At 63.7% G+C, this 25,128-nt stretch carries 20 protein-coding genes and 1 tRNA gene; 13 read left to right on the top strand and 8 right to left on the bottom strand.

All coding sequences use genetic code 11. The features are described 5' to 3' along the window. The first annotated feature begins 49 nt into the window (after window positions 1–49). The 7 genes from betI to AAFN55_RS07595 all read left to right on the top strand — a co-directional run bounded on the left by betI (window position 50) and on the right by AAFN55_RS07595 (window position 6,729). Window positions 50–640 carry a transcriptional regulator BetI gene (gene betI / locus AAFN55_RS07625; RefSeq protein WP_347798253.1) on the top strand — a complete coding sequence of 197 codons (591 nt, stop codon included), beginning with the start codon at window positions 50–52 and terminating at the stop codon, window positions 638–640. After that, window positions 637–2,163 (top strand): choline-sulfatase, encoded by a 1,527-nt coding sequence (gene betC / locus AAFN55_RS07620; RefSeq protein ID WP_347798252.1) that lies wholly within the window; start codon window positions 637–639, stop codon window positions 2,161–2,163. The genes betI and betC overlap by 4 nt, the downstream gene beginning before the upstream one ends. Then, entirely contained in the window at window positions 2,160–3,164 is a 1,005-nt protein-coding gene (locus tag AAFN55_RS07615; protein WP_347798251.1) for a threonine/serine dehydratase, read from the top strand. The genes betC and AAFN55_RS07615 overlap by 4 nt, the downstream gene beginning before the upstream one ends. Then, window positions 3,157–4,809 carry a choline dehydrogenase gene (gene betA, locus AAFN55_RS07610; protein ID WP_347798250.1) on the top strand — a complete coding sequence of 551 codons (1,653 nt, stop codon included), beginning with the start codon at window positions 3,157–3,159 and terminating at the stop codon, window positions 4,807–4,809. Before AAFN55_RS07615 ends, betA begins: the two co-directional genes overlap by 8 nt. Before the next feature lie 69 nt (window positions 4,810–4,878). Beyond that, window positions 4,879–5,025: a hypothetical protein gene (locus tag AAFN55_RS07605; RefSeq protein ID WP_347798249.1), complete on the top strand. Its 147-nt coding sequence runs from the start codon at window positions 4,879–4,881 to the stop codon at window positions 5,023–5,025. A gap of 46 nt (window positions 5,026–5,071) precedes the next feature. Next, window positions 5,072–6,535, top strand: a complete 1,464-nt coding sequence (gene betB, locus AAFN55_RS07600) for a betaine-aldehyde dehydrogenase (protein WP_347798248.1) — start codon at window positions 5,072–5,074, stop codon at window positions 6,533–6,535. Window positions 6,536–6,652: 117 nt separating this feature from the next. After that, window positions 6,653–6,729, top strand: a tRNA-Pro gene (locus AAFN55_RS07595). Window positions 6,730–6,842: 113 nt separating this feature from the next. Here the strand turns inward: AAFN55_RS07595 and AAFN55_RS07590 are convergent. Continuing rightward, window positions 6,843–7,106 (bottom strand): helix-turn-helix transcriptional regulator, encoded by a 264-nt coding sequence (locus tag AAFN55_RS07590; protein ID WP_347798247.1) that lies wholly within the window; start codon window positions 7,104–7,106, stop codon window positions 6,843–6,845. Between the two features lie 192 nt (window positions 7,107–7,298). Here AAFN55_RS07590 and AAFN55_RS07585 point away from each other — a divergent pair, with 192 nt between their 5' ends. Further along, window positions 7,299–7,976 carry a response regulator transcription factor gene (locus tag AAFN55_RS07585; protein WP_347798246.1) on the top strand — a complete coding sequence of 226 codons (678 nt, stop codon included), beginning with the start codon at window positions 7,299–7,301 and terminating at the stop codon, window positions 7,974–7,976. On the opposite strand, the gene AAFN55_RS07580 is transcribed toward AAFN55_RS07585, so the two are convergent. Both AAFN55_RS07580 and AAFN55_RS07575 read right to left on the bottom strand, forming a co-directional pair. Further along, complete coding sequence (locus AAFN55_RS07580) at window positions 7,977–9,380, bottom strand: hybrid sensor histidine kinase/response regulator (RefSeq protein ID WP_347798245.1); 1,404 nt, start codon at window positions 9,378–9,380, stop codon at window positions 7,977–7,979. A 10-nt stretch (window positions 9,381–9,390) separates the two neighbouring features. Next, the gene (locus tag AAFN55_RS07575) at window positions 9,391–10,560 is read right to left on the bottom strand and encodes an FIST N-terminal domain-containing protein (RefSeq protein WP_347798244.1); all 1,170 of its coding nucleotides are present in this window, start codon (window positions 10,558–10,560) and stop codon (window positions 9,391–9,393) included. 389 nt (window positions 10,561–10,949) lie between these two features. Here AAFN55_RS07575 and AAFN55_RS07570 point away from each other — a divergent pair, with 389 nt between their 5' ends. From AAFN55_RS07570 to AAFN55_RS07550, 5 genes are all read left to right on the top strand, one after another. Continuing rightward, window positions 10,950–11,450, top strand: coding sequence for a (2Fe-2S)-binding protein (locus AAFN55_RS07570; RefSeq protein ID WP_347798243.1), 501 nt, complete (start codon window positions 10,950–10,952; stop codon window positions 11,448–11,450). Between the two features lie 110 nt (window positions 11,451–11,560). Beyond that, window positions 11,561–13,912: a xanthine dehydrogenase family protein molybdopterin-binding subunit gene (locus AAFN55_RS07565; RefSeq protein ID WP_347798242.1), complete on the top strand. Its 2,352-nt coding sequence runs from the start codon at window positions 11,561–11,563 to the stop codon at window positions 13,910–13,912. A 10-nt stretch (window positions 13,913–13,922) separates the two neighbouring features. Beyond that, a complete protein-coding gene (locus AAFN55_RS07560; protein ID WP_347798241.1) occupies window positions 13,923–14,723 on the top strand; it encodes a xanthine dehydrogenase family protein subunit M in 801 nt (266 codons plus the stop codon). 235 nt (window positions 14,724–14,958) lie between these two features. Further along, complete coding sequence (locus AAFN55_RS07555; protein ID WP_347798240.1) at window positions 14,959–15,402, top strand: TadE/TadG family type IV pilus assembly protein; 444 nt, start codon at window positions 14,959–14,961, stop codon at window positions 15,400–15,402. A 62-nt stretch (window positions 15,403–15,464) separates the two neighbouring features. Beyond that, the gene (locus AAFN55_RS07550; protein ID WP_347798239.1) at window positions 15,465–17,141 is read left to right on the top strand and encodes a pilus assembly protein TadG-related protein; all 1,677 of its coding nucleotides are present in this window, start codon (window positions 15,465–15,467) and stop codon (window positions 17,139–17,141) included. Between the two features lie 4 nt (window positions 17,142–17,145). Here the strand turns inward: AAFN55_RS07550 and AAFN55_RS07545 are convergent, their stop codons facing one another. The 5 genes from AAFN55_RS07545 to glgC are packed head-to-tail and all read right to left on the bottom strand — an operon-like array spanning window position 17,146 to window position 25,116. Continuing rightward, window positions 17,146–18,777 (bottom strand): alpha-amylase family glycosyl hydrolase, encoded by a 1,632-nt coding sequence (locus tag AAFN55_RS07545; RefSeq protein WP_347798238.1) that lies wholly within the window; start codon window positions 18,775–18,777, stop codon window positions 17,146–17,148. A gap of 14 nt (window positions 18,778–18,791) precedes the next feature. Next, a complete protein-coding gene (glgX, locus tag AAFN55_RS07540; protein WP_347798237.1) occupies window positions 18,792–20,768 on the bottom strand; it encodes a glycogen debranching protein GlgX in 1,977 nt (658 codons plus the stop codon). Continuing rightward, window positions 20,768–22,396 carry an alpha-D-glucose phosphate-specific phosphoglucomutase gene (locus tag AAFN55_RS07535; protein ID WP_347798236.1) on the bottom strand — a complete coding sequence of 543 codons (1,629 nt, stop codon included), beginning with the start codon at window positions 22,394–22,396 and terminating at the stop codon, window positions 20,768–20,770. The genes glgX and AAFN55_RS07535 overlap by 1 nt, the downstream gene beginning before the upstream one ends. After that, complete coding sequence (gene glgA, locus AAFN55_RS07530; protein ID WP_347798235.1) at window positions 22,393–23,850, bottom strand: glycogen synthase GlgA; 1,458 nt, start codon at window positions 23,848–23,850, stop codon at window positions 22,393–22,395. The genes AAFN55_RS07535 and glgA overlap by 4 nt, the downstream gene beginning before the upstream one ends. A gap of 3 nt (window positions 23,851–23,853) precedes the next feature. Next, the gene (glgC, locus tag AAFN55_RS07525) at window positions 23,854–25,116 is read right to left on the bottom strand and encodes a glucose-1-phosphate adenylyltransferase (protein WP_347798234.1); all 1,263 of its coding nucleotides are present in this window, start codon (window positions 25,114–25,116) and stop codon (window positions 23,854–23,856) included. Window positions 25,117–25,128 lie beyond the last annotated feature (12 nt).

Genomic DNA, 25,128 nt, shown 5'->3' with positions numbered 1-25,128 from the left:
CAAGATTTTTTCTTGATTGATGAGTCAATCAAAACTAGCCTTGCGATTGATGCCCAAGATCGGAATGGAACCAGTGCGGCGCAAGGCGCTGATCGATGCCGCGATCCTCGCGATCGGCGAGCGCGGCTCGCTCGACGTCACCATGTCGGACATCGCCGGCCGCGCGGGCGTCTCATCCGCACTCGCCCACCACTATTTCGGCGCGAAGGACGATCTGCTCGAAGCAAGCATGCGCCACATCCTGCGCGAACTCAGCCGGGACACGGTCGCGGCACTTGCCGGGGTCAGCGAACCACGCGCCCGGCTCAGCGCCATCATCGCGATCAACTTCTCCGACGTGCAGTTTCGTCCCGAGACGATCGCCGCATGGCTCGCCTTCTATGTCGAGGCGCAACGCTCGGCACCCATGCGACGGCTTCTCATGGTCTATGCGCGGCGGCTTCACTCCAACCTGATGAGCGGACTTCGGCCGCTGCTCGGGGCGGAAGCAGGCCGCGCGGCCGAAGGCGTTGCTGCCCTGATCGACGGGCTCTACATCCGCCGGGCGTTGAAGGACGGAGCACCGGACCCGCGCAGCGCGGTTGCGCTCGTGGAAGATTATCTCGAAACCAAGATCGGAATCGGTACGCCGCGCCCATGAGCAAAAAGCCCAATATCCTGATCATCATGGCCGACCAGTTGACCGGTACGCTGTTTCCGGACGGTCCTGCCGATTTTCTCCATGCACCGCATCTGAAGGCCCTTGCGGCCCGCTCTGCGCGCTTTGCCAACAATTACACGGCGTCGCCACTGTGCGCGCCCGGGCGTGCATCGTTCATGAGCGGGCAGTTGCCGTCGCGGACGAAGGTCTACGACAATGCTGCCGAATTCGCGTCGTCGATCCCCACCTATGCGCACCATCTGCGCGCGGCAGGCTACAACACCTGCCTGTCGGGCAAGATGCACTTCGTCGGACCCGACCAGCTTCACGGCTATGAAGAGCGCCTGACGACAGACATCTACCCGGCCGATTTCGGCTGGACGCCGGACTGGCGCAAGCCGGGGGAGCGGATCGACTGGTGGTATCACAATCTGGGATCGGTGACCGGCGCGGGCATCGCCGAGACCACGAACCAGCTCGAATATGACGACGACGTCGCCCATCAGGCGATCCAGAAGCTCTACCAGCTTTCGCGCTCATCCGACGATGGCAAAGGCCAGCCGTGGTGCCTCACGGTCTCCTTTACGCACCCCCACGACCCCTTTGTGGCGCGTCGCAAGCACTGGGATCTGTACGAGGACTGCGCGCATCTGGAGCCAACAGTCGGCTTCATCCCCTATGACAGTCAGGACCAGCACTCGCGGCGCCTCTACGACGCAAGCGACTATGCATCCTTCACCATCACCGACGAGGACGTGCGCCGTTCGCGCCGCGCCTACTTCGCCAACATCTCCTATATCGACGACCAGGTCGGCGCGCTGATCGACGTGCTGACCCGCACGCGCATGCTCGACGACACGATCGTCGTGTTCTGCTCCGACCATGGCGAGATGCTGGGCGAGCGCGGCCTCTGGTACAAGATGAACTTCTTCGAGGGTTCGGCGCGCGTGCCCCTCATGATCGCGGGGCCGGGCATCGACCCATCGCTGTTCACCGATCCGACGTCGAACATCGACATCGTCCCGACGCTTTGCGATCTCGCCGGCATCGACATGGGCGGAATCGAACCCTGGACGGACGGCCATTCGCTCCGCCCCGTCATGGCCGGCGGCGCGCGTGGCGGCCCGGTCTACATCGAATACGTCGCGGAAGGTTCGATCGCCCCCATGGTCGCGATTCGCACCGCCACGCACAAATTCGTGCACTGCCCCGCCGACCCGCCGCAGCTCTTCGACCTCATGGCCGATCCGCTCGAGCAAACCAACCTCGCGGCCGATCCGGCGCACGCCGATCTCGTGGCCTCTTTCCGGGCGCAGGTGGATGCCCGGTGGGACCTCGCCCACTACGACGCCGAGGTCCGCGAAAGCCAGGCCCGGCGATGGGTCGTCTACCCGGCACTCCGCAACGGCAACTACTACCCGTGGGACTTCCAGCCGCTGCAGAAGGCTTCCGAGCGCTACATGCGCAACCACATGGACCTGAACGTTCTCGAAGAGAGCAAGCGTTTCCCGAGAGGTGAATGATGACCGATATCGTGATCCCGGACCTCGACCACCTCCGACGCGCCTACGCCTCGACCGCGCAGGCGACGCAGGTCACGCCGCTTCTCGAATCGCGGCCGCTCGCAACGATGACGGGTGCGGCGCATGTCTTCGTGAAACCCGAATCGCTGCAATGGACAGGCTCGTTCAAGGTGCGCGGCGCCTATTGGCGGCTGAAGCAGCTCTCGCCGCAAGAAGCCCGGCACGGCGTCGTCGCCTACTCGTCCGGCAATTTCGCGCAGGGGCTGGCAGCCGCCGGCCAGGCACTCGGCATCCCCGTCACGATCGTCATGCCGATCGATGCGCCGAAGGCCAAGAGCGACGCGACGGCCGGCTATGGCGCACGCGTGATCCAGACCGAGCATGGCGACCGCCCCCGCGAGGAAGTCGCATCCGAGCGCGCCAGGGCGATTTCGCAGGAGGAAGGCCTTGCGCTTCTCCATCCCTTCGACGATCCGGAAATCGTCGCCGGCCAGGGCGGCGCGGGACTTGAAGCGCTCGACCAGCTCGAAGCCAAGGCAGCAAAGGCCGATATTCTGTTCTGCCCCGTTGGCGGCGGCGGCCTGATCGGCGGCGTGTCGCTCGCGTTTCATTATCTCTCGCCGCAGACCGAAATCATGGCGGTCGAGCCGCAAGGCTTCAACGGCATGGGAACCTCGCTCGCCGCCGCCGCCATCGAGACCGTGCCGCTCGGCGACCGATCGATCTGCGACGGTCTCATGGCGCGTCGGCCCGGCGTCGCACCATTCGCCGCGATGACCAAGGCGGGCGCGCGCAGCCTGACAGTCACGGATGCCGAAGTCCGCGGCGCGATGAAACTGGCGTTCGATCGGTTGAAGCTGGTCCTGGAGCCGTCCGGCGCGGCGTCGCTCGCAGCCCTCCTGTCGGGAAAGACCGACGTCGCAGGCAAGACCGTCCTCGTCGTGTGCTCGGGCGGCAATGTCGCGCTGACCGACTTCATGAGGCATGTCGGCGATGCTTGAAGCCGACTACGTCATCGTCGGCTCGGGCTCGGCCGGTGCCGCCATGGCCTACCGCCTGTCGGAAGACGGGCGACATTCGGTCATCGTCATCGAATATGGCGGGACCGACATCGGTCCGTTCATCCAGATGCCGGCCGCGCTCTCCTTCCCGATGAGCATGAGCCTCTACGATTGGGGGTTCGCCAGCGAGCCCGAACCGCATCTCGGCGGGCGTGTTCTCGCGACGCCGCGCGGCAAGGTCATGGGTGGTTCGTCCTCGATCAACGGCATGGTCTATGTGCGCGGCCATGCACACGATTTCGACCATTGGTCGCAGGCAGGCGCTGCGGGCTGGTCCTATGCCGACGTCCTCCCCTACTTCAAGCGGATGGAACATGCGCATGGCGGCGAGGACGGTTGGCGCGGCACGGACGGGCCGCTCCACGTTCAGCGCGGACCTCGCAAGAACCCGCTCTACGCGGCCTTCATCGAGGCCGGGCGCCAGGCGGGTTTCGAGACGACGGACGACTATAACGGCTCCAAGCAGGAAGGTTTTGGGCCGATGGAGCAGACGATCCACAAGGGACGTCGCTGGTCCGCCGCAAACGCCTATCTGCGTCCCGCGCTGAAGCGGAAGAACGTGAGTCTCGTCAACGGGTTCGCGCGCCGCATTGTCATCGAGAATCAACGCGCGGTCGGCGTCGAAATCGAAGCTCGCAAACAGATTCAAGTCGTTCATGCGCGACGTGAGGTGATCGTCGCCGCTTCGTCGATCAACTCGCCAAAGCTGCTCATGCTCTCGGGCATCGGCCCGGCCGCGCATCTGCGCGAACACGGCATCGATGTGGTCGTCGACAGGCCGGGCGTGGGCGCCAACCTGCAGGATCACATGGAGCTCTACATCCAGCAGGAATCGACCAAGCCGATCACGCTCTACTCCAAGCTCAATCTGTTCTCCAAGGCGCTGATCGGGGCCGAATGGCTGTTCTTCAAGACCGGGCTCGGCACCAGCAACCATTTCGAGGCGGCCGCCTTCGTTCGGTCGAAGGCAGGCGTCGACTACCCCGATATCCAGTATCATTTCATCCCCGTCGCGATCCGCTACGACGGCAAGGCGGCGGCCAAGTCGCATGGCTTCCAGGCCCATGTCGGTCCGATGCGGTCGAAGTCGCGCGGGTCTGTCACGCTGCGTTCGGGCGACCCGTGGGAGAAGCCGGTCATCCGGTTCAACTACATGTCGCATGCGGACGACTGGGCCGACTTCCGCCACTGCATAAGGCTGACGCGCGAAATCTTCGGGCAAAGCGCCTTCGACGGGTTCCGTGGCAAGGAAATCTCGCCCGGCACCGGCGTCGAGACCGACGACCAGCTCGATGCGTTCATCCGGGAGCACGCCGAAAGCGCCTATCATCCCTGCGGCACCTGCCGGATGGGACGCGCTGACGACCCCATGAGCGTCGTCGATCCGGAATGTCGCGTGATCGGGGTCGATGGGCTTCGCGTTGCGGACTCCTCGATCTTCCCGCGTGTGACCAACGGCAACCTCAACGGGCCATCGATCATGGTCGGTGAGAAGGCATCCGATCACGTTCTCGGCCGCCAACCGCTCAGCCCGTCGAACCAGGAGCCCTGGATCAATCCACGCTGGCAGGTCTCCGATCGGTGATCGCCCCCCTCTCCCTCCGGACCGAATTTGCGTTATAGGTCGGCGGAACGATCAACTCAGGACAGCATCATGAAGCAGAACCAGCTCTATCTCGTCATCGGCGCGCTCGCCGTCATCGTCATCGGTCTCGCAGTTTACGTGTTCCGCGAGGAATCCAAGCCGCAAGGCGTCGAGATCAGGCTGAACGAGTCCGGCATTTCGGTGGAGCAGAACTAGCCACGCAACCCACCTCCCGGCCGCGAACCAACGGAGCGAACCGATCATGACCATGCAGCCCAAGGCTTCTCACTACATCAACGGTCGTTTCGTCGACGACGAGCAGGGCCAGCCGCTGGAGGTCATCTATCCGGCGACCGGCGAGATGATCGCGCGGCTTCATGCGGCGACGCCGAACATCGTCGAGCTCGCGGTCGAGGCCGCGCGCGCCGCGCAGGACCAGTGGGCGCGGATGCGTCCCGCCGATCGCGGCCGGATCCTGCGGCGCGCGGCCGACCTGCTGCGCGAGCGCAATGACGAGATCGCCCGCATCGAGACCATGGATACCGGCAAACCGATGCAGGAGACCACGGTCGCCGACCCCGCATCGGCCGCCGAGGCGCTGGAGTTCTTCGGCGGCGTCGTGGCGGGTTATCACGGCGAATTCATCGACTTCGGCGGGCCGTTCGCCTACACGCGCCGCGAACCGCTCGGCGTCTGCGTCGGCATCGGCGCGTGGAACTATCCGATCCAGGGAGCGGCCTGGAAGTCGGCGCCGGCGCTCGCCATGGGCAATGCGATGGTGTTCAAGCCATCGGAGAACACGCCGCTCACCGCGCTCGCCCTTGCCGAGATCTATACCGAGGCCGGCCTGCCGGACGGGCTCTTCAACGTCGTGCAGGGTTTTGGACAGGTCGGTGCGGCACTCGCCAGCCATCCGGTCGTCGCCAAGGTGTCGCTGACCGGCTCCGTGCCGACCGGCAAGAAGGTGCTGTCGCTCGCCGGCTCGCACATGAAGCACGCGACGATGGAGCTCGGCGGCAAATCCCCGCTGGTCATCTTCGATGATGCGGATTTGGAGAACGCCATCGGCGGCGCCATGCTTGCCAACTTCTACTCGACCGGACAGATCTGCTCGAACGGCACCCGCGTCTTCGTCCAGAACGGCATCTACGACCGCTTCCTCGACCGCCTCACCGAACGCACCAAGAAGATCGTCATCGGCGACCCGCTCGACCCCGATACGCAGATGGGTCCGCTCATCAACGCGGCGCAGCACGAGAAGGTCACCGGCTATATCGACATCGGCAAGGCCGAAGGCGCGACGCTGCATCATGGCGGCGGCGTGCCGCATCTCCAGGGTTTCGAGGGCGGCTTTTTCGTCGAGCCGACGATCTTTACCGGCGTCACCGACGACATGCGGATCGCGCGCGAGGAAATCTTCGGCCCGGTGATGAGCGTCCTGACCTTCGCGGAGGAAAGCGAGGTCATCGACCGCGCCAACGATACGGAGTTCGGCCTGTCGGCCGGCGTCTTCACCCGCGACCTGACGCGAGCGCACCGGGTGATCGCCGAGATCAAGGCCGGAAGCTGCTGGATCAACCACTACAATCTTGCGCCGGCCGAGCTGCCCTTCGGCGGCTTCAAGCAGTCCGGCGTTGGCCGGGAGAACTCGCTCGCGGCGCTGTCGCACTACTCGCAGCTCAAATCGGTCTACGTCGAAACCGGCGACGTCGAGAGCCCGTATTGAGAATGGTTGGCGCTCAATCGATATCAAGTTGAAGCGCACCACATTATTCTTGCCCGCCCGGTCGGATCGGACTTGCGGGCACTGCGGCCGGACGCTATAAGCCCGGCCTGCTGGTCACGGAGTGTAGCGCAGCCTGGTAGCGCACCTCGTTCGGGACGAGGGGGTCGCAGGTTCAAATCCTGCCACTCCGACCAAGCAAATCATTGGGTTCCCGAAGCCCGCTCTATCAGCCAACCCCGCAAAACCCTTTCTTTGGAAGGTCCGATCTCGCCTCCGTGGCCTCGCACTGCTGCTCAGCACGCGAGCCTCAAGCGAGATCGTCAACGCTGATGCGCAACGCGGCGGCGATCTTCTTGATCGTTTCGAAGCTGCCATCGCGCACGCCGCTTTCGATCTGCGATAGATAGGACGCGCTGATGCTGGCCTTTGCGGCGAGGTCGCGAGCGGTCAGCCCCCGAACCGAGCCAAACGCTCCTTGAAGACGCGAACCGTTTCGACGTCGGAGAAATCCTCCATCGCCGCTTCCATGGCGGGATACTGTTCGCCGGCAGGATAGCCATCTCGTCGCCATTGGGTGTGGTGAAAAGATATGCGCCCATCATGATCTCCTTAGTCGTACGCGCCGACGCGCGGCGCTATGCTCCCTCGCGGATCACGCACGTTTGCGCCGCGTGTACTTATCGCGACAACTCGCATCCGCACCGCAATCATACTACTGTGCCACACGCGGTCTTCCGCGCCGATAGCCAGCTCTGGTTCGCCCATGCAAGCAACAGCACGTTTTCTGATCGTCGACGACCATCCGCTCTTTCGCGAGGCGCTGCACAGCGCGGTCGAGATGGCCTATCCGGATGTGGACATCATCCACGCGACCGACCTCAAGAATGCGATCGAACTGATTGCGGAAGAAAAGGATTTCGACCTCGTCCTGCTCGACCTCAACATACCCGACGTGCAGGGTTTTGAAGGGCTCCTGCGCATTCGGGGCCTTTATCCGCGCCTCCCGGTCGTGGTGGTTTCGGGGCACGAGGAATCGCGCGTCATCGCGGAAACCCTGTCGCACGGCGCGGCCGGCTTCATTCCCAAATCGTCGCGGCGGGCTGAACTGACGCGTGCGATCCAGCATGTGATCGAGGGCAACATCTATGTGCCCGAGCAATACGCGCCGGAAGCCGAAGAGCCGGAAGATGCGCGCCGCAGGCAGATGATCGCGCGGCTGTCCACGCTCACGCCGCAACAGATGCGCGTGCTTCAAATGCTGCGCGAAGGGCTGTTGAACAAGCAGATCGCGCACGAATTGCAGGTCGGCGAAACGACCATCAAGGCGCATGTTTCGGAAATCCTGCGCAAGCTCAACGTCTACAGCCGCACCCAGGCCGTCATCGAAATGTCCAAGCTGGATGCGGCCGATCTGATCCACGGCAGCGAAATGCGGCCGTGATCAACGCGTTCGGCGTGTCTGCCGGTGTTTGCGGGCGGGCTGCAACTCGCTTTCCTGACCGACACGAACAGCACCGACGAGATGCGTCATCAGTGCGCGCAGTTCGGCGGGGCGCAGTGGCTTGCGCATCAGCTCGATGCCGACTTGCCGTGTCCGGGCGTGAAGCTTGTCAGATGGGTCCGCGGTGATGATCACGGCGGGAATATCGCGCCGCAGGTAATACCGCGCATGGTCGATCGTGTTCGAGCCGAGATCGCCATTGTCGAGGTGCTGGTCGGCCAGGATGATATCCGGAACCCATGCGGTGTCGCCTAGCTGCGCGATCGCCTCTTCCGTGTCTGTACCCACCCGCACCCGGCAGTGCCAGCTTTCCAGAAGCGTCACCATCGCCTGCAGAACGGCCGAATCGTTCTCGACGACCAGCACATTGATGCCGAACAGGCTGTTGTTGGCCGGCCGGACGGGCGAAAACTCCAGCGTCTTGGCCGGTGATTTCAGCGCCTCGCCGATGGGAACGTAGAGATGGAAGATCGTGCCGCGCCCCTCGACCGACGAGAATGCGATGTGGTGCCCCAGTGCCGCGGCCATGCGCTGCACGATGGAAAGACCAAGCCCCAGCCCGGCCTGATAGCCGAAATCCGCAAGGGCCGCCCCGCTGCCGCGATGGAACTCCTCGAAGACGGATTCGAACTGGTCTTCGGGGATGCCTACGCCGGTATCGACCACATCGATGCGCAGGAGCTTGCCGCGCCGCCTCACGCCGACCAGCACACCGCCGTCACGCGTGTAGCGAATGGCGTTTGAGATGATATTCTGGAGCACACGGCGCAGCATCATCCGGTCCGACTCGACATAGAGGTCGGTCGGGCGGAACCGGATGCGCAGCCCGCGCGCTGCCGCTATCGGCTCGAAATCGGAGCGCAGGCTGGACAGAATACCTCCCAGCGACAGCGTCGAGACCTGAGGCTTCATCACGCCGCTGTCGAGCTTGGAGATATCGAGCAGCGTCCGCAGCAGTTCGTCCATCGTGGCAAGCGACTGCTCCACCTGGCGCACCAGTTGCCGCGCCTGATCGGTCGTCTGGATGTCGGCCAGAGCCGAGATCGAGAGGTTTGCCGCGTTGAGCGGCTGCAGCACATCGTGGCTTGCAGCGGCGATGAAGCGGGTCTTGGAGACGTTGGCTGCTTCGGCCGCCTCCTTCGCCTCGCTCAGCGCCCGGTTCGAGACTTCGAGGCGCCGCAGCGTCGAGGCGAGTTCGTCCGTCCTTCGCCTGATCTGGCTCTCGAGCCCGATCGCGGTCTGAAACAGGGAGAACGCATTGCCCTGCTGGTCCATGGACCGCTCCACGCGCTCCATGAGGGCGGAGTTTATCTTCTCGAGCTTTTCGATCTGGGACAGAACCATGTCGACGCTTTCATTCGGCCGCGTGTTTCAAAGTGCCGAAAGCGATGCCCGTCAATGTCTGGTTGAGATGCATTGACCGGTATTGTTCGCCGTAAGTGCCGAAGCCGATGACCTTCTGTTCCTTGTAGAGCGTGGAGATTGCGCGAAAACTCTGTCGGTTCTGCGCATCGAGGCGGCGCAGCACGCAGTCGAAGCCGAGCACGACATCAATGCCGCCGAGTTGATCCGAGAGTTCGCGCAGCTTTTCGCGCGTGGATTCCACCATACCCTTCGGCTGCGCGACCGTGAGGACGACACCCTTGTCTATGGCGCAGAAGAAGGAGAGCGATTTGTCCGGATTGAGCTTCTGGATCGAACGGCAATAATATTCGCCGCCGACGCGAACCACGACCGGGTGCGACGCGAAACTCAAAGGCCCGAGCGAACCCGGCTCGACGCCGACGGCCTCGGCATAGACATCGGCGGCGGGCTCCGCATTGAACTCGATGACGCGGCGTTCGTCCGGGATCGCCTCGGTCACCACCAGTTTCTTGCCGGTGGGCGTGAAATTGTCGGTCTTGAAGACGACGAACGGCACCTTGCTGCGGACCAGGATGATGATCGCGGCGTCCGACCTGACCTCTCCGTTGAGGATCAACGTCGTCTTCTCGAAATGAAGATTGTCGCCCGCCGACCCGCCGATCAGCGGAATATCGTCGAGACCCCAGTAGAGCGCCGAGGTCACGAGTTCCTCGGTCTTCGACAGACCGTCGATGAGCAGGACCGCGAAGGTAGCCCCCCTCTCCTCGCCGCCGCTTACTTCCATCTGGCGCCGCAGCTCGCCGACGCGTCCGGCAATCGAATCCATCGCGCAGGTCGAGAGGTTCTCTATGAGGGCGGCCGTCGCATCGAACCGGTCGCTCGGAAACAGGATCGCGATGATCTGGCCTTCCGCGTAGCCAGCGGGCGAAATCTCGCCCGCTGTGGAGCAGGCCGCGTAGCGCAACTGGGGTGCATGCGCGCCGATCGCGGCCGCGAGCGCGCGGCCGTCGAAATCGTCCTGGGAGAAGAAGATCGAGGCAAGTGACGCATTGGCCGCGCGTGCCTCGCGCGCAAGATCGACCGCAAAGTCCGTCACGGAAATCGCGCTCCCGTAAATGGCGACGATGCCGCTCTCATAGGCCGTGCGGCCGCACTTCAAGCTCTGTCTTCCTCCCTGGACGACCTCGCGGTCGATCTGGACTATCCGACCATTGCGGCGCCATTACAAGCAGGGCCTTTCGACCGAAAGTACAATGTAACTCACGGCTGTGATCGGCTCTGCTTCAAGCTTGGATGGAGGCATGCTTCGATGCGCAAGCAGCGTGCGCGGGGGCTTGCAGTCGTTTCCCGGTTCGTGTTCCCTCGAGGAAGCGGCCGGCAACGGGAAACAACGTGGCGGGAGGACGCTGGAGCGACTGTCGATGGATCAGCATTCCACGCGATCCCGGCACTCGTGGACTTCTTCCCCGGATCGGGACGTGCCTGCCGCACGTCGATAAGGACTGGACTGTCCGGCACCAGAGCGCGGGCACATGAGGGAGAAGCTTGATGTCATCTGTTTCGTTGGTCGTTAACGGCCGTGCGGTGTCGGGCGTCGTGGAGGATCGCACGCTGCTGGTTCACTTCCTGCGCGAGCATCTCGGCATGACGGGCACGCATGTCGGCTGCGACACGTCGCAATGCGGCGCGTGCGTCGTCCATATGGACGGCAAGGCCGTGAAGTCGTGCTCGATTCTCGCCGTACAGGCTTCCGGTTCGACGGTCATGACGATCGAGGGGCTTTCCGACGGCGGCGAACTGCATCCGGTCCAGGCCGCCTTCAAGGAGCATCATGGGCTTCAGTGCGGCTTCTGCACCCCGGGCATGATCATGGCGGCCACCGACATGATCAGGCGTCACCCGGAAGGGCTGGACGAGAAGACCGTCCGCGCCGAACTGGAAGGCAATATCTGCCGCTGCACGGGCTACCACAACATCGTCAAGGCCATCCGCGCCGCATCGGCCGAGATGGGCAAGGCGAGCAAGGGCAAGTCGAAGAAGGCAGCGTGAGACGAGGGCACTAGGGGCGTATGGCACCAGGGCAGTAAACCACTGCGGTTTTCGTCCCCTACTGCCATATTCCCCTACTCCCCTGACCAAAGTTCTGGAGGAGAACGTTCATGGGCATTGAAGGCATCGGCGCACGCGTTGCGCGCAAGGAAGACCGACGGTTCATCACGGGCGCAGGCCGCTATGTCGACGACATGGTCGTGCCGGGAATGAAGCATGCAGCCTTCGTTCGCTCGCCGCACGCCCACGCCGAGATCAAGAAGATCGACGTCAAAAAGGCGCAGGCGATGCCGGGCGTCATCGGGGTTCTTACCGGAAAGGAACTGAAGGCCGACGGCATCGGCAACCTCATCTGCGGCTGGATGGTTCATTCCAAGGACGGCTCGCCCATGAAGATGGGAGCGTGGTCGCCGCTCGCGGTCGACAGGGTTCGCTATGTCGGCGATGCGGTGGTGATCGTGGTCGCGGAGACGAAGGGCCAGGCGCGCGACGCGGCCGAAGCGGTCGATATCACCTACAAGGAGTTGAAGGCCGTCATCGACGGCGCGGATACCATCAAGAAGGGCGCGCCGCAGATCCACCCGGAAGCCGAAAACAACCTGATCTTCGACTGGGGGCTGGGCGACGAGGCGGCGACGGACGCGGCACTCGCCCAGGCGGCTCACATCGTCGAGATGGAGATCGTCAACAACCGGCTGGTCCCGAACGCGATGGAACCGCGCGCCGCGCTTGGCCACTACAATCGCGCCGAAGATCACTACACATGCTGGACGACCTCGCAGAACCCGCATGTCGCGCGTCTCGTGATGAGCGCGTTCTACAATGTCGCGCCGGAGAACAAGCTGCGCGTCATCGCGCCCGACGTCGGCGGCGGCTTCGGCTCCAAGATCTACATCTACCCCGAAGAGATCGTCTGCCTGTGGGCGTCCAAGAAGACCAACGTGCCGGTCAAATGGGTCGCCGACCGCACCGAGAGCTTCCTGACCGATGCGCATGGCCGCGACCATCACACCACCGTCAAGATGGGCTTCGACGCCGACCACAAGATCGTCGGCCTGAAGGTCGACACGATCGCCAATCTCGGCGCCTACATGTCGCTCTTCTCGTCGGCGACGCCGACCTATCTCTATGCGACGCTTCTGTCGGGCCAGTACAACATCCCGGCGATCTACGGCAATGTGCGGGCGGTCTACACCAACACCGCGCCCGTCGATGCCTATCGCGGCGCAGGTCGCCCGGAAGCCACCTTCGTGCTCGAGCGCACGATGGAAACGGCTGCCCGCCAACTCGGCGTCTCGCCGGCGGAGCTTCGGCGCAAGAACTTCGTGACCTCGTTCCCGCATCAGACGCCGGTCATCATGAACTATGACGCCGGCAACTTCTCGGCATCGCTCGATGCGTCGTTGAAGGCGTCGGACTATGCCGGCTTCGAAAAGCGGCGCGCCGAGGCCAAAAAGCGCGGCAAGCTGCGGGGCATCGGCATGAGCTGTTACATCGAGGCTTGCGGCATCGCGCCGTCGGCCGCCGTGGGCTCGCTCGGTGCGGGCGTCGGGCTTTGGGAGAGTGCGGAGGTCCGTGTCAACGCGGTCGGGACCATCGAGGTGCTGACCGGCTCGCACAGCCACGGCCAGGGCCACGAGACGACCTTCGCCCAGCTCGTCTCCGACCGCTTCGGCGTTTCGATGGACTCCGTCAACATCGTCCATGGCGACACCGACAAGGTGCAGATGGGCATGGGCACCTACGGATCGCGTTCCGGCGCGGTCGGCATGTCGGCGATCGTCAAGGCGCTCGACAAGGTCGAGTCCAAGGCAAAGAAGATCGCGGCGCACCTCATGGAGGCCGACGAGGGCGACATCATCATCGAGAACGGCGAGTGCAAGGTCGCAGGCACGGACAAGACCGTGCCGTGGTTCCAGATGGCGCTTGCGGCCTACACCGCGCACAATCTGCCGGCGGGCATGGAGCCGGGCCTGAAGGAAGGCGCTTTCTACGATCCGTCCAACTTCACCTTCCCGGCCGGCTGCTACATCTGTGAAGTCGAAGTCGATCCCGAGACGGGCAAGACGGAGATCGTCCAGTTCGTGGCGGCGGACGATTTCGGCAACATCATCAATCCGATGATCGTCGAAGGCCAGGTTCATGGCGGCATCGCCCAGGGTATCGGCCAGGCGCTGCTCGAAGGGACACGCTACGACGCGTCGGGCCAGTTGCTGACGGCAAGCTACATGGACTACACGATGCCGCGCGCCGACGATCTGCCGTCCTTCGAAATATCGCACCAGAACACCCCCTGCCCCGGCAATCCGCTCGGCATCAAGGGCTGCGGCGAGGCCGGTGCGATCGGCTCACCGCCTGCGGTCATCAATGCGATCACCGATGCGATCGGCAGCAACGCCCTGACCATGCCGGCAACGCCGCAGACCGTCTGGTCGGCGTTGAAGGCCGCAACGAAGCACTGAGGAGCACATCATGTACAACACCACCTATCACCGCGCCTCCTCCGTTGCGGATGCCGCCAAGCTCCTCAAGAAGTCGGAGGACGGCAAGCTCGTCTCGGGCGGCATGACGCTCATCCCGGCCATGAAGACGCGGCTCGCGGCGCCGTCGGATCTTATCGACCTTCGCCATATCTCCGCGTTGAAGGGCATCACCGTGTCCGGCAAGACGGTCACGATCGGCGCCGGAACGACGCATGCCGAGGTGGCCACGAGCGAGAAGCTCAAGGGCGTCTGCCATGCCATCGTGCATCTCGCCGGCCATATCGGCGATCCGCATGTGCGCCACATGGGCACGATCGGCGGTTCGATCGCCAACAACGATCCGGCGGCCGACTACCCGGCCGCCTTGCTGGCGCTGGGGGCGACCATCGTCACCAACAAGCGAGAGATCGCAGCGGAGAAGTATTTCACCGGCCTGTTCGAGACGGCGCTCAAGGACGACGAGATCGTGACGGCCGTCACCTTCACCGCACCGTCCAAATGCGGCTATGCCAAGTTCCCGAACCCGGCCTCGCGCTATGCGATGACTGGCGTCTTCGTTGCCAAGACGAAGGATGGTGTCAGGGTCGCGGTCACCGGCGCAGGCGACGAAGGCGTGTTTCGCGCCAAGGAACTCGAAGTTGCGTTAAGCAAATCTTTCGATGCAGCAGCGCTTGACAATGCAAGCGTGTCATCAAAATCGTTGATGAGCGACATACATGCATCATCGGACTATCGAGCAAACCTCGTCGTCGTCATGGCAAAACGTGCGGTTGCATCCGCCAAAAGCTAGGATTCCGCTTTCAACACAACTGTCACAACCCGGAACAAATACCGGAAAGAAGGCCCTTAGGGGCCTTTTTTTCTTTTCTATTCATACCCATCGTCTAAAAATTTCAATAAAAATCTTTATGCAACCTTTTGCAACTTTAAGTTTAAGTAAAGTTTTATCTTCCGCTGTCCTTACGATACATCGCCATCAACATCAGCTTTACCGTTCTTTAATTTTCGAGAGTCTAGTATCTCTCATGTTTACGCAACTCCGCCTCAATCGAGTATTTGGATTTGCCGTCAGTACACGGGGAGCAACCGCTGTAGAATTCGCGGTGCTCATGCCGGTGTATCTCCTTCTCCTTCTCGGCATGACCGCCTACGGCATCTATTTCGGCGCCAGCCATTCGGTTCAGCAGATATCCGCCGATACCGCCCGCGCCGCACTCGCGGGCATTACCGCCGAGGAGCGCAAGGCGCTCGCGCTCGACTTCGTGGACCGGCATGCCAGCGGCTATCTCTTCATCGACCGTGCCAAGCTGACGATCGAGGCTGCGGACAGCCAGCAAGGTAACGGTCAGTTCAATGTGACGGTTCGCTATGACGCAAGCGAGCTGCCGATCTGGAACCTCGTGGATCGCCTTGCGATGCCGAGCCAGACGATCCTGCGTCGCTCCACGATCCGCATCGGAGGCATTTGACAATGCAGCGGCTCCGTCGTTCCAGACACTTCCTTCGAGACAGTTCCGGCCATTTCGCCCTGATGACCGCCATCATCATGCCGGTGGCGATCACGCTGGCCGCCTTTGCCGTCGATGCCGGCTCGCTCTACGTCGAAAAGCGGCGCGCGCAGGGGTTGGCCGATCTCGCGGCCATCACCGCCGCGGCGAATATCGACAAGGCGGCCGAAGCGGCGCTGATCGCGATGCACGACAACGGAGCCACCGCGGTCACGCTGAGCGGTGCGACAACACCAACCGACGAAGAGGACGAGGACGAGCAGCACGGCGCCGGAGAACAGGGCGAAGAGATCATCGTCGTCCGCGGCCAGTATGTCGCCGATCCGGCCGTCCCTGCCGACCTACGGTTCACGCCGGGCGCAAAACCGGAGAATGCGGTCCAGGTCACCTATCGCACGACCGGCACGCGCTACTTCGCAGGTGCGCTCATCCCGCCGCCCAAGGTTACCACGACCGCGATTGCCAGCGCATCGACGCAGGCGGCCTTCTCGATCGGCTCGCGGCTCGCCGCGCTCAACGGTGGCATTGTCAACGGGCTCTTGAGCGGCCTGACAGGCTCGACGATTTCGCTGTCGGTGATGGACTACAACGCGCTTCTGTCGGCGGATGTCAGTCTGCTGACATTCCTGCGTGCGCTTGCGATCGATCTCGAGCTGACAGCCGCGACCTATGAAGACGTGCTGGATACCGAAGTCACGATCGGCCAGATCGGGCGGGCGCTCTCCAAAATGTCCTCGCTCGACGGCAATGCCAAGGCGGCCGCGAGCCGACTATCCAGCCAGGCCACGACACCAGGCGCGCCCAAGCTCCGGCTCTCCGACATGATCGGCCTGGGTGACATCGGGGGCCAGCTTCTCACGGCCAACATCCAGCAGATCGGCGCCGACATCGACGTGATGCAGCTTTTGATGGCGAGCGCCATCATCGCCGGCGACGGCAAGCAGATCGCGCTTGATCTGAAAGCGACCGTTCCGGGCCTGCTGAGCGTCATCGTCGATCTGGCGGTCGGCGAACCGCCGCAAAACTCGCAATGGTTCAACATCGGGGCCGGTGGCGAACTCGTGCGAACCGCGCAAACCCGGCTGTCGGTCGTCGCGGAGGTCGGCGGCCTTCTTGGCGTGCGGGTGCGCATTCCGCTTTATCTGGAACTCGCCTTCGCGGAAGCGCGCCTGAAGAGCGTGTCCTGCCCCACCGGACGCAGCGACAGCGCGCGGGTCACGGTGGATGCGCGGCCGGGCGTGGCAAATCTTTACATCGCCGAGGTCGACAAGTCGAAGATCGGAGGCTTTGCAAACCCTGCGCCACGTTCGCCCGCAACGATCCTCCACGTACCGATCCTCGTGACCGTGACGGGCGAAGCGCATGCGGAAGTGTCGAACATGGCCTACAGACCGCTGGTCTTCACCGCATCGGATATCGCGGCCGGGACCATCAAGCAGATATCGACCGATCAATTCACGCAGTCGCTCACCAAGTCGCTGCTGTCGAGCATATCTCTCGACGTGAAGCCGCTGGGCGGCATTCTGTCGATCGGCATCCCGTCGAACCTCACCAGCCTGCTCGGCAACATCCTCGGTGCGGCCACCCCGGCGCTCGATGGCGTTCTGTCGAGCCTGCTCTCAACCCTTGGCGTGTCGCTCGGTCAGGCCGACGTTCGCGTCCATGGCGCGACTTGCGGGCGCGCGGTGCTCGTTCAGTAGCGGATCACGCGTCCAGATCGGCGATCAGCCAACCGAGACCCGGCAGCGCCACCTCGTCGACCTCGATCACGACGTCGGCTGCCGATGCACGCGCGCTGGCTAAGCGCCCGCGCAGCGAGAACCGTGCCGCGCCAAGCCCGAAATTGAAGACGCATAGCGTTTTCCCCGCACGCGTGAAGGCGAGAATGTCGGCGTCATTGCCGTCGATGAAGGCGATGTCGCCGTCTCGCAGGCTGGGGATCTCGCTGCGGAGCCTGATCATCGCGCGATAATGCGCCAGGATCGATGCCGCATCTGCCTCTTGCAGGTTCACGGCACGGCTTTGATGATCGGCAGGCACGGGAAGCCACGGCGTTCCGGCGGTGAAGCCGGCATTCGCCAGCCCGCCGTCCCACACCATCGGCGTGCGGCAGCCGTCGCGCCCCTTGAAGCCTGGCCAGAAGCGGATCCCATAGGGATCTCGCAAATCCTCGAACGCCAGGTCCGCCTCCTGCAGGCCGAGTTCCTCGCCCTGATAAAGGCAGATCGAGCCGCGCAGGCAGACCAGCATGGCAATGCCGAACCGTGCGATCGCATCGGCGTTGCCGCCATACGCCATCCAGCGCGAGACATGGCGCTGGACGTCATGGTTCGACAGCGCCCAGCAAATCCAGCCATCCGCCACCGACGTTTCGAACGCCTCGACGCAGCCGCGCACATGCGCCGGAGAGAATTCCGGGCTCAGCATGTCGAACGTGTAGCACATGTGCAGCCGGTCGCTGCCGGACGTGTACTCCGCGACCGTCTTCAGCGACCGCGAGCCGTCGCCCACCTCGCCGATCGAGGCACGCGCGTCATACCGGTCCAGCAGACTGCGAAACCGCGCCAGGAACAGCAGGTTTTCCGGCTGCGTCTTGTCGTACTGGTGATCCTGATAGCCGTAGGGGTTCGTATCCGGAATGTCGTTGGCCTTGCCGCGCGGCATTGGCGGGTTGTCACGCAGCGCGGCGTCGTGGACATAGAAGTTCACCGTATCGAGCCGGAAGCCGTCGACGCCGCGCTTCAGCCAGAACTCGACCGTATCCAGCAAAGCGTCCTGCACCTGCGTGTTGTGGAAATTCAGGTCGGGCTGGGAGGCGAGGAAATTGTGCAAATAATACTGCTTGCGAACCGAATCCCATTCCCACGCCGGCCCGCCAAACACCGAAAGCCAGTTGTTCGGCGCGGTGCCGTCCGGCTTGGCATCCGCCCAGACATACCAGTCCGCTTTATCGTTGTTCCGGCTCGCTCGGCTTTCGACGAACCACGGGTGACTGTCGGACGAATGCGACAGCACCTGATCGATGATGACTTTCAACCCGAGCGCATGGGCCTGCGCGACGAGCGCGTCGAAATCTTCGATCGCACCGAACAGCGGATCGACATCGCAGTAATCCGACACGTCGTAGCCCATGTCGGCCATCGGCGATTTGAAGAATGGCGAAATCCAGATCGCGTCGACGCCCAACGAAGCCACATAGGGCAGCCGGTCTGCAATGCCGCGCAGATCACCGCTGCCGTCGCCCGTCGTGTCCTGAAACGAGCGCGGATAGATCTGGTAGATCGAGCAGCCACGCCACCAGTCGGCATTGCCCAGTGGGTTTTTCGGTGTAGTCACGTCGTTGCCCTTTCCTAAGCTGCGGTTTCCTCGAACAGCACGACGCTGCGTGCTGCGAGAGCGAACGATCCTCCCTCGTTCTCCTCCGCTGGACGGCTTGCGACGAGCGCGCGCCATGCCGCGTCGCCGGTGTCGGGCAATCGAAACTTGACGGGTTGCGACAAGCCGTTGATCGCGATGCCGATGCGCGGTGCGCCATCCTCGCCGGCGAGCACCATTGCCAGTGTGCGGCGCCCGCGATCCTCCCAGTCACTGATGCTCATCGGCAGGCCGTCTTCGCGCAGCCAGACGACGCTGCCTTCATCGAGGAAGGCAGTCTTTCGAAGCGCCGCGATGCGATGGCGCGCGCCGCCGAGCCAGCGTGCGAACGCCTCGATCTCGCGGTCGCGCCCCTCCCAATCGAGCCACGTGATCTCGTTGTCCTGGGCATAGGCGTTGTTGTTGCCGGCTTGCGTGCGTCCGAACTCGTCGCCCGCCGTCAGCAACATCGCGCCTCGCGACAGGAACAGCGTGGCCAAGAGCGCCTTCACGTCGGATCGGCGCTTTTCAACAATGCCGGGATCGTCGGTCGCGCCCTCGACGCCGTCGTTCCACGAGAGATTGTCGGAATGGCCGTCGCGCCCGTCCTCGCCATTGGCGAGGTTGTGCTTGCGCTCGTAAGCCGTGATATCGGCGAGCGTCATGCCGTCATGTGCGGCGATGAAATTGACGGTTCGCGTGTTCTGGCCGGATGCGCCGAACACGTCCGACGAGCCCGCAAGCCGTGTCGCCAGCGCCCCGACAGCCCAGCCATCGCCGCGCCAGAACCGGCGAACATCGTCACGGAAGCGATCGTTCCATTCGAGAAACGGCGGTGGAAACCTGCCGAGCTGGTAGCCACCGGGTCCGATATCCCACGGCTCCGCAATCAAGACGCGGCTGCCGATCCCGGGATCGTCGGACATGGCCTCGAGCAGCGGTGCGTGTGCGTCGAAGCCGTGTTCGTTGCGGCCGAGGATCGGCGCCAGGTCGAACCGGAAGCCATCGACGCCCGCGTGACGCACGAAGGTGCGCAGCGTATCCGTCACCAGGCGGATGACGGCCGGATGCGTGCAATCGAGCGTATTGCCGGTTCCCGTGTCGTTGACGAGCCGTGCCGGTTCACCGCCGGCGTGGCGGTAATAGGCGCGGCTGTCGAGGCCGCGCAGGGACAGCGTCGGGCCGTGCGCGTCGCTCTCCGCAGTGTGGTTGAACACGACGTCGAGGATCGTGCCTATGCCGGCGGCGCGCAGCGCGGCGACCGTCTCGCGCAGTTCGTTCCAGCCGCCCGGCGCGATACGCGGGTCGAGCGCCATGAAGGTGACGGGGTTGTAGCCCCAGGCATTCGCCAGTCCGAGCGGCGGCAGATGGCGCTCGTCCATCCAGGCCGCGATCGGCATCAATTCGACCGCGTCCACGCGCAGTTTCGTCAGATGCTCGATGATTGCCGGATGGGCGAGTGCCGCGATCGTGCCGCGCAACTCCTCCGGGACGTCCGGATGGCGCATCGTGAAGCCGCGCACGTTCAACTCATAGATGAATCCGCCCTCGGGAAACACCGGCGCTCCCTGCTCGACACGCGGCAGCGGCGCGGACACCAGCCCCTTCGGCATCATGAAAGCCGTGTCGATTGCCCCGTCGCGCGGAGCGCTAAGACGGGCGTCGTAGGCAAAGGGTCGGTCTATGGCGAGCGCATAGGGGTCGATAAGCAGCTTGTCGGGATCGAACCAGATGCCGTTGGCCGGTTCGTAAGGCCCGTCCGCCCGGAACCCGTAGCGTGCGCCCTCGCCCAGCCCGGCAACGAAGCGGGAATGCACGCCGCCCGCTCCCTTGCCCAGTTCGATGCGGTCAAACTCCCGGTCCTGCTCGTCGAAAAGGGAGACCCAGATGCGTTCGGCCGCCTGCGACCAGACCGCGAAGTTAACGCCCCCGTCCTCGATCTGTGCGCCGAGAGTGCTCCCCTCCAGAGCCATCAGGTGATGACGCTCGGCGTTGGGCGCCCGGTATGCTTGCGGATGGAAGCAATGGCGTCGGCAGCCGCGATGAGGTCGCTCAACGCCTCCTGCGTCTCGACGTCGTGGCGCGCGGGGTCGGGCTCATAGCGCTCGATGTAGACCCGAAGCGTCGCCCCCGTCGTACCCGTTCCAGACAGGCGGAACACCACACGCGAGCCGCCTTCGAAAAGAACGCGGATGCCCTGATTGCTGCTTGTCGAGCCATCGACCGGATCAAGGTAGGAAAAATCGTCGGCCGAAGCGACCTTCAGGCCTTTTACGGTCGTGCCGGGGAGCTTGGGCAGCTTCTCTTTCAACGCTGCCATCAGCGCGTTTGCATCGTCGGTGTCGACGCCTTCGTAGTCGTGGCGCGAATAGTAGTTGCGGCCGTACTCCGCCCAGTGCTTCCCGGCGATGTCGATGACGCTTTCGCCACGCGCGGCGACGATGTTGAGCCACAACAACACGGCCCACAGCCCGTCTTTCTCGCGGACATGATCCGAGCCGGTGCCTGCACTCTCCTCGCCGCAGATCGTCACGAGGCCGGCGTCGAGCAGATTGCCGAAGAACTTCCAGCCCGTCGGCGTCTCGTACATGCCGATGCCGAGCTTTTCAGCCACGCGGTCGGCGGCAGCGCTCGTCGGCATCGACCGCGCGATCCCTTTCAGGCCGGCCTTATAGGCCGGCGCGAGATGCGCGTTCGCCGCCAGCATGGCCAGCGAATCCGACGGCGTGACGAAGATGCCCTTGCCGATGATCAGGTTGCGATCGCCGTCGCCGTCGGAGGCCGCGCCGAAATCCGGTGCGTTCTGCGACATCATGAGATCGTAGAGGTCTTTCGCGTGAACGAGGTTGGGATCGGGGTGGTGCCCGCCGAAATCGGGCAGCGGCACGGCGTTGCGCGCGGTTCCATGCTCCGCGCCAAGACGCTTTTCGAGGATTTCGACGGCGTAGGGGCCCGTCACGGCGTGCATGGCATCGAACACCATGCGGAAACCGCCCGAAAACATTGCCCGGATCGCGTCGAAATCGAACAGGCTCTCCATCAAATCCGCGTAGTCGGCGACGGAATCCACCACCTCGACGGTCATGTCTCCGGCCTGAAAGGTTCCGATCGTGTCAAGATCGATATCGGGACTGTCCGCGATCGCGTATCGATCGATCACCAGCGTGCGCTGGTAGATGGCCTCGGTGATCTTCTCAGGCGCAGGCCCGCCATTGCCGACATTGTACTTGATGCCGAAATCTTCCTCCGGCCCGCCGGGATTATGGCTTGCCGACAGGACGATGCCGCCGAATGCCTCGTTCTTGCGGATGAGATGCGAGGCTGCCGGCGTCGACAGGATGCCGCCCTGCCCGACGATCACGCGCCCGAAGCCGTTGGCGGCGGCCATCTTGATCGCCGTCTGGATCGTCTCGCGGTTGAAATAGCGGCCGTCGCCGCCGATCACCAGCGTCTCGCCGCGATAGCCCGCGACCGAGTCGAAGATCGACTGGATGAAATTCTCAACGTAGTTTTCCTGCTGGAAGACCGGCACCTTCTTGCGCAGGCCCGACGTGCCCGGCTTCTGGTCGTCGTAGGGCACCGTCTTGACGATGGAGTTCATGCTTTACCTGTCCTCTGCTGCACGGCAAGCGAGCGAAAGAGCGACACATACTCCTTCGCACTCGCTTCCCAGGAAATGTCAGCCCTCATGCCTCGCTTCTGCATACCCGACCAGATATCTCGGTCGATAAAAAGGCGCGTCAGCCGCTCGATCGCCTCGACGAGCGCCTCGCCGGAATCCGGTTCGAACTGGATACCCGTTGCTACACCGGCCGACACGGCCGCGTGGTTCGCGTCGATCACCGTGTCCGCGAGCCCGCCCGTCCGCGCGACGACCGGGACGCAGCCATAACGCAAGCCGTAGAGCTGCGTGAGGCCGCAAGGCTCGAATCGCGACGGGATGAGGATCGCATCAGTTCCCCCCTGCAGCAGGTGCGAAAGCCCCTCATCATAGCCGATGACGGTCACCACGCGGCCGCGATGGCGCGCCGCCGCCGCGAGAAATGCGCCCTCGAGCGCCTGATCGCCGGAGCCGAGCACGGCGATCCTCACGCCAAGGCCGACCATGCGATCAAGCTGCGAGACTAGGATATCCATGCCTTTTTGCCAGGTGAGCCTGCTCACCACGCAAAGCAAGGGACTGCCATCGGCATCGAGGCTGAAACGCTGCTCCAGAGCCTGCCGGTTGGCCGCCCGGGCCTTCAGCGTCTTCGCCGTGTAGCGCGCAGCCAGATGTGGGTCCGTCTCCGGGTTCCACTGGCCTGTGTCGATGCCGTTCAGGATGCCATGCAGGCTGTTCGCGCGCAGGCCGATCAGGCCATCGAGCCCCATGCCGAAAGACGGGCTGCGGATTTCCCGGGCATAGGTGGGGCTGACGGTCGTAATCGCGCTCGCCGCCTGCAGGCCGGCTTTCAGGAACCCGACGCCACCGAAATATTCGACCCCGTCGAGCGCCATCGCCGCCGAGGGCAGGCCGAGTTCACCGAAGATGGACGCCGCGAACTGCCCCTGAAAGGCGAGGTTGTGCACGGTCATGACCGACGGTGGCGCAGGCCTCTCATCGTAGCGGAGATAGGCCAGCGTCATCGCCGCCTGCCAGTCATGCGCGTGAACGATATCCGGCAGCCACCCCGGAATGGCGCCCAGCGCGACGTCGGCCGCGGCGCGGGAAAAGGCCGCGAAACGCTTCCAGTTGTCGGGCCAGTCCCCACCACCCGGATCGCCATAGGCGCCGCCCGGCCGGTCAAAGAGATGCGGCGCATCGAGGATGAGCAGATCGAGCCCGTCGAGCTCTGCCGCCAGCAGCCTCGCCTTGCCGCCAAAGAGATCGGAATAGTCCGCGATCTTTTTCGGCCGTTTCGGAAGGCGTGCCATCACCGACGGATATCCCGGCAGCATGGTGCGCACGGCAACACCGAGACCGCCAAGCGCGCCCGGAAGCGCGCCGGTGACGTCAGCTAATCCGCCCGTCTTGATGAGCGGAAACACTTCCGATGCGACCGACAACACCTGCATGCGCTACGTGTCCAGCCTGTCGATCATCATCTGCGTGATCAGACAGATTCCCTTGTCGGTTCTGCGGAAGCGCTTTGCGTCGAGTTCCGGGTCTTCTCCCACGACCAGCCCCTCCGGGATTTTCACGCCACGGTCGATCACCACGCGGCTGAGTTGCGCGTTTCGACCGACATGACAGTCCGGCAGCACCACCGCCTCGTCGAGCGACGAGAACGAGTTCACCCGTGCGCCGGTGAAGATCAGGCTTCTTCTGAGCGCCGCGCCTGAAATGATGCAGTCGCCCGCAACCAGCGACGATATCGCCGATCCGCGCCGGTTCTCCTCGTCATGCACGAATTTCGCCGGCGGCTTGATCTCGGCATAGGTCCAGATCGGCCAATCGCGGTCATAGAGGTCGAGTTCCGGCGTGATGTCCGTCAGGTCGATGTTGGCTTCCCAATAGGCATCGACCGTGCCGACGTCGCGCCAATAGGCCTCGCGCTCGAAGCTGGAGCGGACGCAGGATTTGTTGAAGCGATGCGCGACCGCCTTACCGTTGGCGACGATGTAAGGGATGATGTCCTTGCCGAAATCCCGGCTCGAGTTGGGGTCGGCCGCATCGCGACGAAGCTGGTCCATGAGGAAGTCGGTCCGGAAGACGTAAATGCCCATGGATGCCAGCGCGAAATCCGGCTTGTCCGGCATCGCAGGCGGGTCCTTCGGCTTTTCGACGAAGGCGATGACCTTGTCGTTGTCGTCGACATGCATCACGCCGAAGCCGACCGCTTCCATGCGCGGCACTTCCAGGCAGCCGATCGTGACGTCCGCGCACTGGTCGACGTGCTGGCGCAGCATCAGCTCGTAATCCATCTTGTAGATGTGATCGCCGGCCAGGATCACCATGAACTCGACGCCGTGGTCGGTGATGATGTCCGTGTTCTGAAAGACCGCGTCGGCGGTGCCCTCATACCACTGCGTCTCCGAGACGCGCTGGCTGGCTGGCAGAATGTCGAAACTCTCGTTTCGCTCGGGCCGAAAGAAGTTCCAGCCACGCTGGAGGTGGCGGATGAGCGAATGCGCCTTGTACTGGGTCGCCACGCCGATGCGGCGGATGCCCGAATTGAGCGCATTGGACAGAGCGAAGTCGATGATGCGGGTCTTGCCGCCGAAATAGACGGCCGGCTTGGCGCGCACGTCTGTCAGTTCCGCGAGCCGGCTGCCACGCCCACCCGCCAGCACGTAGGCCATCGCGTCGCGCGCGAGTGGCTGTGTTCTTTTCAAGTCCATCGATCCCCTCCA

The sequence above is a fragment of the Mesorhizobium sp. CAU 1732 genome, from assembly GCF_039888675.1.
GTDB lineage: Bacteria > Pseudomonadota > Alphaproteobacteria > Rhizobiales > Rhizobiaceae > Aerobium.
Note: the sequence above shows the minus strand (reverse complement) of the source record. Positions and strands in the feature narration are given on the sequence as shown.

Excerpts from the sequence above, each read along its gene's own strand:
- betI (WP_347798253.1), top strand. The coding sequence starts at position 50 with ATGCCCAAGATCGGAATGGAACCAGTGCGGCGCAAGGCGCTGATCGAT.
- betC (WP_347798252.1), top strand. The coding sequence starts at position 637 with ATGAGCAAAAAGCCCAATATCCTGATCATCATGGCCGACCAGTTGACC.
- AAFN55_RS07615 (WP_347798251.1), top strand. The coding sequence starts at position 2,160 with ATGATGACCGATATCGTGATCCCGGACCTCGACCACCTCCGACGCGCC.
- betA (WP_347798250.1), top strand. The coding sequence starts at position 3,157 with ATGCTTGAAGCCGACTACGTCATCGTCGGCTCGGGCTCGGCCGGTGCC.
- AAFN55_RS07605 (WP_347798249.1), top strand. The coding sequence starts at position 4,879 with ATGAAGCAGAACCAGCTCTATCTCGTCATCGGCGCGCTCGCCGTCATC.
- betB (WP_347798248.1), top strand. The coding sequence starts at position 5,072 with ATGACCATGCAGCCCAAGGCTTCTCACTACATCAACGGTCGTTTCGTC.
- AAFN55_RS07590 (WP_347798247.1), bottom strand. The coding sequence starts at position 7,106 with ATGGCGACGAGATGGCTATCCTGCCGGCGAACAGTATCCCGCCATGGA.
- AAFN55_RS07585 (WP_347798246.1), top strand. The coding sequence starts at position 7,299 with ATGCAAGCAACAGCACGTTTTCTGATCGTCGACGACCATCCGCTCTTT.
- AAFN55_RS07580 (WP_347798245.1), bottom strand. The coding sequence starts at position 9,380 with ATGGTTCTGTCCCAGATCGAAAAGCTCGAGAAGATAAACTCCGCCCTC.
- AAFN55_RS07570 (WP_347798243.1), top strand. The coding sequence starts at position 10,950 with ATGTCATCTGTTTCGTTGGTCGTTAACGGCCGTGCGGTGTCGGGCGTC.
- AAFN55_RS07565 (WP_347798242.1), top strand. The coding sequence starts at position 11,561 with ATGGGCATTGAAGGCATCGGCGCACGCGTTGCGCGCAAGGAAGACCGA.
- AAFN55_RS07560 (WP_347798241.1), top strand. The coding sequence starts at position 13,923 with ATGTACAACACCACCTATCACCGCGCCTCCTCCGTTGCGGATGCCGCC.
- AAFN55_RS07555 (WP_347798240.1), top strand. The coding sequence starts at position 14,959 with ATGTTTACGCAACTCCGCCTCAATCGAGTATTTGGATTTGCCGTCAGT.
- AAFN55_RS07550 (WP_347798239.1), top strand. The coding sequence starts at position 15,465 with ATGACCGCCATCATCATGCCGGTGGCGATCACGCTGGCCGCCTTTGCC.
- glgX (WP_347798237.1), bottom strand. The coding sequence starts at position 20,768 with ATGGCTCTGGAGGGGAGCACTCTCGGCGCACAGATCGAGGACGGGGGC.
- AAFN55_RS07535 (WP_347798236.1), bottom strand. The coding sequence starts at position 22,396 with ATGAACTCCATCGTCAAGACGGTGCCCTACGACGACCAGAAGCCGGGC.
- glgA (WP_347798235.1), bottom strand. The coding sequence starts at position 23,850 with ATGCAGGTGTTGTCGGTCGCATCGGAAGTGTTTCCGCTCATCAAGACG.
- glgC (WP_347798234.1), bottom strand. The coding sequence starts at position 25,116 with ATGGACTTGAAAAGAACACAGCCACTCGCGCGCGACGCGATGGCCTAC.